This is a genomic window from Xanthomonas sp. (assembly GCF_017163755.1).
Taxonomy (GTDB): Bacteria; Pseudomonadota; Gammaproteobacteria; order Xanthomonadales; family Xanthomonadaceae; genus Xanthomonas_A.
On record NZ_JAFIWC010000040.1, the window covers coordinates 18,745 to 31,749 of the forward strand.

Below are 13,005 nucleotides of genomic sequence, written 5' to 3' on the forward strand. Positions count from 1 at the left end.
GGCTGTTTTGCGTTGGCGGGTTTGCCGTTGTCGCGCGGCTGGCATAGTCTTCTGCCATGAACCCAGGCCCTTCCGCCCAGGTCGCCACCGCAGCGCCGTCGCCGGCCAGCGAGGCGGTCCCCGACTACGTCCTTCAACTCGAGCGCAGCGCCAGCTATCTGCCGGCCGAACAGATCCCGCTGCTGCGCCGCGCGTGGGAAGTGGGCGCCGCCGCCCACGCCGGGCAGACGCGCAAGTCCGGCGAGCCGTACATCACCCATCCGGTGGCCGTGGCCTGCGTGCTCGCCGAGCTGGGCCTGGACGTGGAGGCGCTGATCGCGGCGATCCTGCACGACACCATCGAAGACACCCCGCTGACCCGCGCCGAGCTCGCCGCCGAGTTCGGCGAAGCGGTGGCCGAGCTGGTCGACGGCGTCACCAAGCTGGACAAGCTGAAGTTCCGCGATCGCCAGGAAGCGGCGGCCGAGAGCTTCCGCAAGATGCTGCTGGCGATGTCGCGCGACCTGCGCGTGATCATGATCAAGCTCGCCGACCGCCTGCACAACATGCGCACGCTCGGCGCGCAGAGCGCCGAGGCGCGCAGCCGCATCGCGCGCGAGACGCTGGAGATCTACGCGCCGATCGCCCAGCGCCTGGGCATGAGCCTGATGAAGTCCGAGCTGCAGAACCTCGGCTTCCGCGCGCTGCATCCGTGGCGCCACGCGATCATCGAAAAGCACATCCGCAGCCAGCCGGTGGTGCGCCGCGAGTCGATGGCGCAGGTGGAGGTGCAGCTGTCGCAGCGGCTGGCCAAGGACGGGCTGGAGCACCGCCTGGTCAGCCGGATCAAGACCCCGTGGAGCATCTACAACAAGATGCGCGACGAGAACAAATCCTTCGACCAGGTGATGGACGTGTTCGGCTTCCGCCTGGTGGTGCGCGGGGTGCCGGACTGCTACCACGCGCTGGGCGCGGTGCACGCCACGTTCAAGCCGCTGGACGCGCGCTTCCGCGATTTCATCGCCATCCCCAAGGCCAACGGCTACCAGTCGCTGCACACGGTGCTGTTCGGGCCCTACGGCTCGCCGATCGAGGTGCAGATCCGCACCGAGGAGATGGACCTGATCGCCGAACGCGGCGTGGCCGCGCACTGGACCTACAAGTTCGGCGGCGATTCGCCCAACAGCGCGCAGAGCCGTGCGCACGCGTGGATCGTGGAGCTGATCGAATCGCAGCGCGCGGCCGGCTCGTCGCTGGAGTTCCTGGACAACGTCAAGGTAGACCTGTTCCCGGACGAGGTCTACCTGTTCACGCCCAAGGGCAAGATCCTCGCGCTGCCGCGCAATTCCACCGCGCTGGATTTCGCCTACGCGGTGCATACCGACGTGGGCAACCGCGCGGTGGCCTCGCGCGTGGACAAGAAGCTGGTGCCGCTGCGCACCAAGCTGGTCAGCGGGCAGACGGTGGAAGTGATCACCGCGCGCTCGGCCACGCCCAAGCCGCAGTGGCTGGAATTCGTGGTCAGCAGCAAGGCGCGCACCGCGATCCGCCACCAGCTCAAGCAGCTCGAGCACGAGGACGCGGTGCAGCTGGGCCACCGCATGCTCGACCGCGCGCTGGAGGCGATGGACAGTTCGCTGGAGCGGCTGCCGAAGGGCCGGCTCGACGCCTTCCTCAGCGAGCACCGCTATCCGCGCCTGGAGGCGCTGCTGGCCGACATCGCGCTGGGCAACTGGATGCCGACCCAGGCGGCGCAGGCGCTGATGGCCTATGCCGAACTGCGCGGCGGCGGCCACTCCAAGCATTCGCAGGAAAAGATCCTGATCAACGGCACCGAGCGCGGCGTGGTCAGCTTCGCCAACTGCTGCCAGCCGATTCCCGGCGACGACATCATGGGCTACCACACCGCCGGCAAGGGCATCGTGGTGCACCGGCTGGACTGCCCGAATCTGGCCGAGCTGCGCAAGTCGCCCGAGCGCTGGGTGCCGATCGGCTGGGACACCAGCGTGATCGGCGACTACGACACCGCGCTGGTGGTGGACGTGGAGAACCGCACCGGCGTGCTCGCGCAGCTGGCCGCGGCGATCGCGCAGAGCCAGTCCAACATCGAACGCGTGGACTACCTGGACCGCGACTTCAACGCCGCGGTGCTGCGCTTCAACATCCAGGTGCGCGACCGCAACCACCTGGCCGAGGTGATGCGGCGGCTGCGCCGGCTGACCGCGGTGCAGAGCGTGCGCCGGCAGTAGCGCGCTGCGCGAAGCGCGTTGCGCCATCGGGACGGGCTCGCGACCGGCACCGGCGAACGGCGCCGGCGAAGCGCGGCGTCCGCATCCGCGGGATGATCGCCTGGCGCGGGCGGGGAAGGTGCGCGGGCCTAGCGCCTCGCGCGCCGCCCTGTGCACCGGTGCGGAGGGCGACGCAAATTTTCGATCCGTTGGCGCTATCCGGTCGGCCCCGCACAGCCCGTGATCAGCGGACGATCTTGGGCAGCGCCGGGTTGTCGTTGCCCTGCTTCCATACCATGTGCAATTCCACCGGTTCGGCCGGCATCAGCGGCTGCACCGGGCGATACACGATGCCTTCGTAGCGCAGGCCGCTGGCGGCCTCGGGCACCAGCGCCACGCCCAGCCCGCCGCGCACCAGCGCCAGCACCGAGTGGATCTGGCTGACGTACTGCACGTAGTGCGGGCGGATGCCGTGGGCGCCGAACAACTGCGCGACCAGGTCGTAGAAATAGCGCGCCTCGTCCGGCGAATACATCACGAACGCACGCCGGTCGAAGTCCTCCAGCGCCAGCTGCGGCCGCTGCGCGAGCGGGTCGTGCTCGGGCAGGGCGGCGATCAGCGGCTCGCGCGCCACGCAGCGGCTGTGCAGGCCCTCGCGGTGGATCGGCGGGCGCAGCAGCGCCACGTCCAGGCGCCCGGCCTCCAGCGCTTCCAGCTGCGCCATGCTGACCATCTCCTTCAGCAGCAGGTCCACGTCGGGAAGTTCCACCCGCCAGCGCGCGATCGCCTCGGGCAGGAAGCGGTAGCCGGCGCCGGCGGTGAAGCCGATTGATACCGTGCCCGCGTCGCCCAGGCCGACCCGGCGCACGCGCAGGCTGGCGTTCTCGGCCAGGCGCAGGATCGTGCGCGCCTCGGCGAGCAGGCTGCGCCCGGCCGGGGTCATCCGCACCGAGCGGTTGTTGCGCTCCAGCAGCGGGGTGCCGACGTGGTGCTCGAGCATCTGGATCTGCCGGCTCAGCGGCGGCTGGGTCATGTGCAGGCGCTCGGCCGCACGGCGGAAATGCAGTTCCTCGGCCACCGCGACGAAACAGCGCAACTGGTTCAGATCGAACATCAGGGGGGCTCCCATTCGTGTTGCAGGCCAGCAAAAAACGGGTGGTCGACGCCCTTGGCCAAGTCGCTGCGCCGGATTCCCGCATGTCTGACGATCCGCGCGGTGCCCGGAAAGGCCCCGGATTACAGGCGTTTGCGACGCAAGAAAGGCGATTGATGCTCATAGGGTATCAATCGATGCCGAGTTTGGCTTGGACGCGCATGAAACCCGGTTCCTAGCATCGGCCCGTCTTCACACCGCGGGCCCTGCACCCCCATGAGCAAGTACACCCCCACCGAAGTGGCCAAGGCGCTCGGCGCTGGATTGCTTTCGTTCCCGGTCACCCATTTCGACGTCCAATTCGCCTTCGACGAGCCGGCCTACCGCGCCAACCTGGGCTGGCTGGCCGCGCATCCGGCCTCCGGCCTGTTCGCCGCCGGCGGTACCGGCGAGCTGTTCTCGCTGACCCTGCCCGAGGTCGACCGGGTGGTGCGCGCGGCGGTCGCCGAGAGCGCCGGGCGCATGCCGGTGATCGCCCCGGCCGGCTACGGCACAGCCATCGCCGTGGAGATGGCGCAGGCCGCCGAGCGCAACGGCGCCGACGGCGTCCTGGTGTTCCCGCCTTACCTGACCGAATGCGATGCGGAAGGCGTGGCCGACCACCTGGAGCGCGTGTGCCGGGCGACCTCGCTGGGCGTGATCGTCTACGGCCGCGCCAACGCCAGGCTCGACGACGTCGCCCTGGCGCGGGTGGCCGAGCGCTGCCCGAACCTGATCGGCTACAAGGACGGTATCGGCGACGTCGACCGCATGACCCGCATCTACGCCCGGCTCGGCGACCGCCTGCTGTACGTCGGCGGGCTGCCGACCGCCGAGACCTTCGCCCTGCCGTACCTGGAGATGGGCGTCACCACGTATTCCTCGGCGATCTTCAACTTCCTGCCGGAATGGGCGCTGCGCTTCTACGCCGCGGTGCGCGCGCGCGACCACGCGCACATCTACCGCGAGCTCAACGACTTCGTGCTGCCGTACACGCTGATCCGCAACCGCCGCGCCGGCTACGCGGTGTCGATCGTCAAGGCCGGCATGCGCGCGGTGGGCCGCCCGGCCGGGCCGGTGCGCTCGCCGCTGAGCGACCTCACCGAGGAGGAGTTCGCGCAGCTCCGGCACCTGATCGGAGACCGCCGCTGATGGCCGCGCTCACCGGCAGCATGCGCATCGCCGGCGAGGCGGTGACCGGCGAGGCGGGCGCCTTCAAGGCGGTCGATCCGGCCACCGGCGCCGAGCTGGAACCGGCCTTCGGGCTGGCCACGCCCGCGGACCTGGAGCGCGCCTGCGCATTGGCCTCGGCCGCGTTCGACGCCTATCGCGACACCTCGCTGCAGGTACGCGCCGCGTTCCTGGAGGCCATCGCCGAACGCATCCTGGCGCTGGGCGACGCACTGGTCGTGCGTGCGATGGCCGAGACCGGCCTGCCGCGCGCGCGGCTGGAAGGCGAACGCGCGCGCACCGTCGGCCAGCTGCGGCTGTTCGCCGAGGTGGTGCGCGAGGGCAGCTGGCTGGAGGCGCGCATCGATCCGGCGTTGCCGCAGCGCACCCCGCTGCCGCGCAGCGACCTGCGCCAGCGCCACATCGCGCTCGGTCCGGTGGCGGTGTTCGGCGCCAGCAACTTCCCGCTGGCGTTCTCGGTGGCCGGTGGCGACACCGCCTCGGCGCTGGCGGCCGGCTGCCCGGTGGTGGTCAAGGCGCACAACGCGCATCCGGGCACCTCGGAACTGGTCGCGCAGGCCATCGCCGAAGCGGTACGGGCCTGCGGCCTGCCGGTGGGCGTGTTCTCGCTGCTGTTCGGCGCCGGCAACGAGATCGGCGCGGCGCTGGTGGCCGATCCGCGGATCAAGGCGGTGGGCTTCACCGGCTCGCGCGCGGGCGGCACGGCGCTGGTGAAGATCGCCGCCGCCCGCCGCGAGCCGATCCCGGTGTACGCCGAGATGAGCGCGATCAATCCGGTCTATCTGCTGCCGCAGGCGCTGCAGGCCCGCGCGCCGGCGCTGGGCGCGGCGTTCGTCGCTTCGCTGACGCTGGGCGCGGGCCAGTTCTGCACCAATCCGGGCCTGCTGCTGGCGATCGATTCGCCGGCGCTGGACGCGTTCGTCGCCGCGGCGGTGCAGGCGCTGCAGGCCTCGGCCGCGGCGGTGATGCTCACCCCGGGCATCGCCGACGCCTATGCGCAGGGCGTGTCGGCGCTGGCCGGGCACGAGCGGGTGCAGGTGCTGGCGCGCGGCTTGCCGGCCGAGGCGCCGAACCGCTGCGAGGCGGCCTGGTTTTCGACCAGCGCCGAGGCGTTCCTCGCCGACGAGGCGCTGCAGGCCGAGGTGTTCGGCGCTTCCTCGCTGCTGATCCGCTGCAACGACCAGGCGCAACTGCTGGCACTAAGCGAACGCCTGGAAGGCCAGCTGACCGCCACCTTGCAGATGGAGCCCGGCGACGCGGCGCTGGCGCGCGCGCTGTTGCCGGTGCTGGAGCGCAAGGCCGGACGCATCCTCGCCAACGGCTGGCCGACCGGCGTGGAGGTGTGCCACGCGATGGTGCACGGCGGTCCGTATCCGGCGACCTCCGACAGCCGCAGCACCTCGGTGGGCACGCTGGCGATCCGGCGCTTCCTGCGCCCGGTCTGCTACCAGGATCTGCCGCCGGAGCTGCTGCCCGACGCGGTGGCGCCGGGCAATCCGCTGGGCATCTGGCGGCGCACCGACGGCGCGCTCGGCAGGGACTGAACCGACAGTCGCAGCGCCGTCGCGCGTTCGGGAGGGCCGGACGGCGCGGCGGCATCGATCAACCACAATCGGGGCGCTCCGGCGCCTGCATCGTCAGGAGGGTGATGATGGGTCATGCCACACAACGCGCGCGGCTGCGTCCGCGCGCCATCGCGGCCGGCGTGCCGCTGGCCATCGCCGCGGCGCTGGCGGCCGCAACCCCGGCCATGGCCGAGGTGAAGCTGGACGGCGACGGCTTCAACGCAGCGTCCGACGACGGACGCTACACCTTCGGCATCCATGGCCGGGTCCAGTTCGACGGCGGCTGGTTCGACAACGACGAGCGCGGCACCGACAACGTCGGCGGCACCGAACTGCGCCGGGTGCGCCTGGCGATTTCCGGAAAGCTCGAGGACTGGAGCTACATCGCCGACTTCGATTTCGCCGGTGGCGAAATCACCGGCCAGACCGTGGCGATCTCGCATGCGTTCGGGCCGGGCACCTGGAGCATCGGCCAGATCAAGCCGTTCTTCTCGCTGGAATACACCACCGACGATCTGTGGGTGTCGATGCAGGAACGCGCCTGGATCAGCGACACGATGGCGCCGGGGTATCGCTATGGCACCCAGTGGGTCGGCGGCGGCGAGCATTGGGTGTACGGCGTGAACCTGTACAACCAGGCCAACATGGACAGCGACCGCAACGGCGGCGTGGGCGCGTCCGGCCGCGCGGTGTGGTTGCCGCTGGATCGCGATGCCGGCCTGCTGCACCTGGGCGTGGACCTCGGCCGCGACCGCATCGGCAAGGGGCCGGACAGCGCCTACGCCGGCACCCGCGCATCGCTGCGCGCCGCCGGCCACCTGTCCGACCACTCGCGCTTCACGCTGGTCGCGCTCGACGACGGCCGCGCGGTGGACATCGACAAGTACGTCGGCGAATTCGCCTATTCGCGCGGGCCGGTGTACCTGCAGTCCGAGTACGGCAGGTCGCGCTACGACGACGGCGCGCAGGACGCGGAGCTGACCACCAGCTACGCCATCGTCGGCTGGTTCGTCACCGGCCAGAGCCGCGGCTACGACCGCAAGCGCGCGCGCTTCACCCGCCCGGACGGCATCGGCGCCGGCGGCGCGTGGGAACTGGCGCTGCGCTACGACATGGCCCACGGCGAACAGGCCGACCGCGACATCGAGGTCCAGGCCACCGCGCTGGGCGTGAACTGGTACGCCTCGCGCAACGTGCTGTTGCGCCTGGACTACATCCACAGCCAGGCCAGGGACCGGCTGGCGCACGCCACGCTGGACCGGACCAACGCCGTCACCGGCCGCGTGCAGATCGCGTTCTGACATCATCGGAGCCCAGCCATGAATGCCAACACACAGAAGAGAACGCGCGTCCGCCTGTGGATCGTGATGTTCCTGTTCCTCGTCACCACCATCAACTACGCCGACCGCGCCACGCTGTCGATCGCCGGTTCGTCGATGCAGAAGGAGCTGGGCATCAGCGCCGAGCAACTCGGCTTCATCTTCTCGGCGTTCGGCTGGGCGTACGTCATCTGCCAGATCCCCGGCGGCTGGCTGCTGGACCGTTTCGGCGCCAAGAAGATCTACGGCTGGGGCATCGCGCTGTGGTCGCTGTTCACCATGCTGCAGGGCGCGATCCACATCCTGCCCGGCGGGATGATGGTGCCGGCGCTGTTCCTGCTGCGCTTTCTGGTCGGCGTGGCCGAGGCACCGTCGTTCCCCGGCAACAGCCGCATCGCCGCGGCCTGGTTCCCGACCAGGGAGCGCGGCTCGGCGTCGGCGCTGTTCAACTCCGCGCAGTACTTCGCCACGGTGCTGTTCGCCCCGCTGATGGGATGGATGGTGGCCACGTTCGGCTGGCACCACGTGTTCCTGATCATGGGCGCGATCGGCCTGGCCGTGGCGCTGGTGTGGGTCCGGGTGATCCACAACCCGCGCCAGCACCCGCGCGCCAACCAGGCCGAGATCGACTACATCGCCGAAGGCGGCGCGCTGGTGGACATGGACAAGCCGGGCGAGAAGAAGGGCGGCCACCAGTGGTTCTACATGAAGCAGCTGCTGCGCAAGCGGATGATGCTGGGCGTGTACCTGGGCCAGTACGGCGTCAACGGCGTGACCTATTTCTTCCTGACCTGGTTCCCGGTGTACCTGGTGCAGGAGCGCGGCATGTCGATCCTCAAGGCCGGCTTCATCGCCTCGCTGCCGGCGCTGTGCGGCTTCGCCGGCGGCGTGCTCGGCGGGCTGTTCTCCGACTGGCTGCTGCGCCGCGGGCATTCGCTGACCTTCGCGCGCAAGCTGCCGATCGTGCTCGGCATGGGCCTGTCGGCGGTGATCGTGGTCGCCAACTACGTCACCGCCGAATGGGTGGTGGTGGCGGTGATGGCGCTGGCGTTCTTCGGCAAGGGCGTCGGTGCGCTGGGCTGGGCGGTGGTGTCCGACACCGCGCCGCGGCAGATCATCGGCCTGGCCGGCGGCATCTTCAACATGTTCGGCAACATCGCCTCGATCACCACCCCGATCGTGATCGGCTACCTGGTCGGCAACAGCGGCTCGTTCGAATCGGCGCTGGCGTTCGTGGCCGCCAACGGCGCGCTGGTGGTGGTCAGCTACCTGGTGATCGTCGGCAGGATCGAGCGCATCGAGCTGCAGGATCCGCCGCCGGCCTTGCAGCCGCGCCCGGTGACCGCCACGCAACAGTAAGCGAGTTTCGTCGCAGGAAGGTAAGCAAGCATGTCCGTCGTTTCCGTTCCCCAGCCCCAGCAGTGGCGATCCATCCAGCTGCGCCAGGAGGACAACGTCGCCGTCGTGGTCAACGATGGCGGTGCCCCGGCCGGTGCCGTGTTCCAGGACGGCGTGGTCGCCGCCGAGGCGATTGCGCAGGGCCACAAGGTCGCGCTGGCCGACATTCCCGCCGGCGCGGCGGTGCTGCGCTACGCCACGCCGATCGGCTACGCCAATGGCGCCATCGCGCGCGGCCAGTGGGTGCAGGAGCACATGCTCGACATGCCGGCGGCGCCCGAACTCGACGCACTGGACCTGAGCCTGCGCCCGGCCGCGCCCGCCGCGCCGTTGCACGGCTACACCTTCCAGGGCTACCGCAACCGCGACGGCAGCGTCGGCACGCGCAACATCCTGGGCATCATGACCAGCGTGCAGTGCGTGGTCGGCGTGCTCGGCCATGCGGTCGCGCGCATCCGCGCCGAGCTGCTGCCCAGGTACCCCAACGTCGACGACGTGGTCGCGATCAACCACGTCTACGGCTGCGGCGTGGCGATCACCGCGCCGGAGGCGATCATCCCGATCCGCACCCTGCGCAACATCGGGCGCAATCCGAATTTCGGCGGCCAGGCGCTGATCGTGGGCCTGGGCTGCGAGAAGCTGGTGCCGGAAAGGCTGCTGCAGGACGACGCCAGCGCCGACGACAGCGGCGTGTACCGGCTGCAGGAGGCGAACATGGGTTTCCAGGACATGATCGCCTCGATCATGGCGCTGGCCGAGGAGCGGCTGAAGCACCTGGACCGGCGCCGCCGCGAGACCGTGCCGGCGTCGGAGCTGGTGGTCGGCATGCAGTGCGGCGGCAGCGACGCCTTCTCCGGCATCACCGCCAATCCGGCGCTGGGCGTGGCCGCCGACCTGCTGGTGCGGGCCGGCGCCACGGTGATGTTCTCGGAGAACACCGAGGTGCGCGACGGCATCCACCTGCTGGTGCCGCGCGCGGCCAATGCGGACGTGGCCAGGGCGCTGGTGCGCGAGATGGACTGGTACGACCGCTACCTGGCGCGCGGCGGCGCCGACCGCAGCGCCAACACCACGCCGGGCAACAAGAAAGGCGGCCTGTCCAACATCGTCGAGAAGGCGATGGGCTCGATCGCCAAGTCCGGCAGCAGCGCCATCGCCGGCGTGGTGGCGCCGGGCGAGCGGGTGAAGGGGCGCGGCCTGCACTACTGCGCCACCCCGGCCAGCGATTTCGTCTGCGGCACGCTGCAGACCGCGGCCGGCATGAACCTGCACGTCTTCACCACCGGGCGCGGCACCCCGTACGGCCTGGGCATGGTGCCGGTGATCAAGGTCGCCACCCGCAGCGAACTGGCGCGGCGCTGGGCGGACCTGATGGACATCGATGCCGGCGTGGTGGCGACCGGCGCCAAGAGCCTGGACGAACTGGGCTGGGACATCTTCCGTGCCTACCTGGACGTGGCCAGCGGCCGCCAGACCTGGGCCGAACGGCATCGGCTGCACAACGATCTGGCCTTGTTCAATCCGGCGCCGATCACCTGAGCGAATGCGCGCCGGCCGCTGGCGGCCGGATGCGGACCGGTGCCGCGCGGCCCGATACAATGCGCGTCCGTCTACAGCGTCCACGGAGTTTCCATGTCCCGCCAGATCATCCACACCGAGCAGGCGCCGGCTGCGATCGGCCCGTATTCGCAGGCCGTGCGCGCCGGCAACACGGTGTATTTCTCCGGACAGATCCCGCTGGACCCGGCGACCGGCGAGATCGTGCCCGGCGACATCGGCGCGCAGGCGCGGCGCGCCTTCGACAACCTCAAGGCGGTGGCCGAGGCGGCCGGTGGTTCGCTGGACCGGATCGTGCGGCTGGGCCTGTACCTGACCGATCTGTCCCAGTTCGCGCAGGTCAACGCGGTGATGCAGGACTACTTCCAGGCGCCGTTCCCCGCGCGTTCCACCATCGAAGTGTCCGGCCTGCCGAAGGGCGCCGGCTTCGAGGTCGATGCGGTGATGGTGCTCGACTGACCGTCGCCCGTGCCGCGCGTGCAGGTTCCGGCGCCGGCGCTGTCGGCGGCAGGCGAGGCGCCGTTGTCGGCGCTGCCGGGCGTGGGGCCGAAGCTGGCGGAGAAGTTCGCCGCGCGCGGCCTGCTGACCCTGCAGGACCTGTGGCTGCACCTGCCGCTGCGCTATGAGGACCGCACCCGGCTGACGCCGGTGGCGGCGTTGCAGCCGGGCGTTCCGGCACAGGTGGAAGCGCGGGTGGAAGCGGTGGACCGCGGCTTCCGCTACCGGCCGATGCTGCGTGTGGCGGTGGCCGACGATTCGCGCGGCACGCTGGTGCTGCGCTTCTTCCATTTCCGTGCCGCGCAGGTCGCCCAGTTCGCGGTCGGCGCGCGGCTGCGCGCGTTCGGCACGCCCAAGCCGGGCCAGCACGGGCTGGAGATCGTGCATCCGAGCTACCAGATCCTCGGCGGCGACGAGGCCGCCGGGCTGGAGGACCGCCTGGACCCGGTCTACCCGGCGGTGGAGGGCGTCGGCCCGGCGACGCTGCGCAAGCTGATCGGGCAGGCGCTGGACCGGCTGCCGGACGAGGCGTCGCTGGAACTGCTGCCGGCGGCGATGCTGGCCGAGCTGGGCCTGCCGTCGCTGCGCAGCGCGCTGCTGGTCGCGCACCGGCCGCCGCCGCAGGCGGACCTGACCGCGCTCGCCGCGGGCCTGCACCCGGCGCAGCAGCGGCTGGCGCTGGAGGAACTGTTGGCCCATCACCTGAGCCTGCGCCGGCAGCGCATCGCATTGCAGCGCCAGCGCGCGCCGTCGCTGCGCGGCCGCGGCAGCCTGGCCAAGCGCCTGCGCCAGTCGCTGCCGTTCCAGCTCACCGGCGCGCAGCAGCGCGTGTTCGAGCAGATCCGCAGCGACCTGGAGAAGCCCTCGCCGATGCTGCGCCTGGTGCAGGGCGACGTCGGCAGCGGCAAGACCGTGGTTGCGGCGCTGGCGGCGATGCTCGCGGTGGACAAGGGCAAGCAGGCGGCGCTGGCGGCGCCGACCGAGCTGCTCGCCGAGCAGCATCTGCTGAACCTGCGCACCTGGCTCGAGCCGCTCGGCATCCGCGTGGCGTGGCTGGCCGGCAAGGTCACCGGCAAGGCGCGCGCGGCGGTGCTGGCGCAGATCGCCTCCGGCGAGGCGCAGGTGGTGGTGGGCACGCATGCGTTGATGCAGGCGGCGGTCGCCTTCCACGACCTGGCGCTGGCGATCGTCGACGAGCAGCACCGTTTCGGCGTGCACCAACGGCTGGCGCTGCGCGACAAGGGCGCGTCCGGCGCCGGCGTGCCGCACCAGCTGGTGATGACCGCCACGCCGATCCCGCGCACGCTGGCGATGGCCGCCTATGCCGACCTGGACGTGTCGGCGATCGACGAACTGCCGCCCGGGCGCACCCCGGTGCAGACCATCGTGCTCAGCGCCGAACGCCGCCCGGAGCTGGTGCAGCGCATCCGCGCCGCCTGCGCCGAAGGCCGCCAGGCCTACTGGGTGTGCACGCTGATCGACGAAGCCGAGGAGGCCACCAAACCCGGGCAGCGCTGGCCGGGCGCCGCCGGCGGCAACCGGGTCGAGGCCACCGCGGCGCAGGCCACGTTCGAGGCCCTGTCGGCGCAGCTGCCGGAGCTGAACGTGGGCCTGGTGCACGGGCGGATGAAGCCGGCCGAGAAACAGGCGGCGATGCGCGCATTCAAGCAAGGGCAGATCGACCTGCTGGTCGCCACCACGGTGATCGAGGTCGGCGTCGACGTGCCCAACGCGTCGCTGATGATCATCGAGAACTCCGAGCGCCTGGGCCTGGCGCAGCTGCACCAGTTGCGCGGGCGGGTAGGGCGCGGCGCGGCCGCGTCGAGCTGCGTGCTGATGTACCAGTCGCCGCTGTCGGCGATGGCGCGGCAGCGGCTGGAGACGATGCGGCAGACCAACGACGGCTTCGTCATCGCGGAAAAGGACCTGCAGCTGCGCGGTCCCGGCGAGCTGCTCGGCACCCGCCAGACCGGCCTGGCCGCGTTCCGCGTGGCCGACCTGGTGCGCGACGCGGGCCTGCTGCCGCGCGTGCACGCGCTCGCCGAGCGGCTGCTGGACGCGTCGCCGGCGCTGGCCGACCGCATCGTCGCGCGCTGGGTGGGCGGCGCGGCGCGGTATGCGGCGGCTTAGGGGGGGGC

At 71.0% G+C, this 13,005-nt stretch carries 9 protein-coding genes; 8 read left to right on the forward strand and 1 reads right to left on the reverse strand.

Annotated elements, in window-relative coordinates:
* Positions 1-56: 56 nt before the first annotated feature.
* Positions 57-2,228: a RelA/SpoT family protein gene (locus JR065_RS19815; protein WP_206236202.1), complete on the forward strand. Its 2,172-nt coding sequence runs from the start codon at positions 57-59 to the stop codon at positions 2,226-2,228.
* A 223-nt stretch (positions 2,229-2,451) separates the two neighbouring features.
* Here JR065_RS19815 and JR065_RS19820 read toward each other — a convergent pair whose 3' ends face one another.
* Entirely contained in the window at positions 2,452-3,321 is an 870-nt protein-coding gene (locus JR065_RS19820) for a LysR substrate-binding domain-containing protein (protein ID WP_206236203.1), read from the reverse strand.
* A 255-nt stretch (positions 3,322-3,576) separates the two neighbouring features.
* Between JR065_RS19820 and kdgD the strand changes: the two genes are divergently transcribed.
* The 7 genes from kdgD (at position 3,577) to recG (ending at position 12,997) form a co-directional block, all read left to right on the forward strand.
* Positions 3,577-4,491: a 5-dehydro-4-deoxyglucarate dehydratase gene (kdgD, locus tag JR065_RS19825; protein WP_206236204.1), complete on the forward strand. Its 915-nt coding sequence runs from the start codon at positions 3,577-3,579 to the stop codon at positions 4,489-4,491.
* Positions 4,491-6,074 carry an aldehyde dehydrogenase (NADP(+)) gene (locus JR065_RS19830; protein ID WP_206236206.1) on the forward strand — a complete coding sequence of 528 codons (1,584 nt, stop codon included), beginning with the start codon at positions 4,491-4,493 and terminating at the stop codon, positions 6,072-6,074. Before kdgD ends, JR065_RS19830 begins: the two co-directional genes overlap by 1 nt.
* Positions 6,075-6,181: 107 nt before the next feature.
* Positions 6,182-7,396 carry an OprO/OprP family phosphate-selective porin gene (locus JR065_RS19835; protein ID WP_206236207.1) on the forward strand — a complete coding sequence of 405 codons (1,215 nt, stop codon included), beginning with the start codon at positions 6,182-6,184 and terminating at the stop codon, positions 7,394-7,396.
* A gap of 18 nt (positions 7,397-7,414) precedes the next feature.
* On the forward strand, positions 7,415-8,773 hold the full coding sequence (locus JR065_RS19840; protein WP_206236208.1) for an MFS transporter: 1,359 nt from the start codon (positions 7,415-7,417) through the stop codon (positions 8,771-8,773).
* 30 nt (positions 8,774-8,803) lie between these two features.
* A complete protein-coding gene (gene garD, locus JR065_RS19845) occupies positions 8,804-10,351 on the forward strand; it encodes a galactarate dehydratase (RefSeq protein ID WP_206236209.1) in 1,548 nt (515 codons plus the stop codon).
* A gap of 93 nt (positions 10,352-10,444) precedes the next feature.
* Complete coding sequence (locus tag JR065_RS19850; protein ID WP_206236211.1) at positions 10,445-10,828, forward strand: RidA family protein; 384 nt, start codon at positions 10,445-10,447, stop codon at positions 10,826-10,828.
* A 9-nt stretch (positions 10,829-10,837) separates the two neighbouring features.
* Positions 10,838-12,997, forward strand: a complete 2,160-nt coding sequence (gene recG, locus JR065_RS19855; RefSeq protein ID WP_206236212.1) for an ATP-dependent DNA helicase RecG — start codon at positions 10,838-10,840, stop codon at positions 12,995-12,997.
* Positions 12,998-13,005 lie beyond the last annotated feature (8 nt).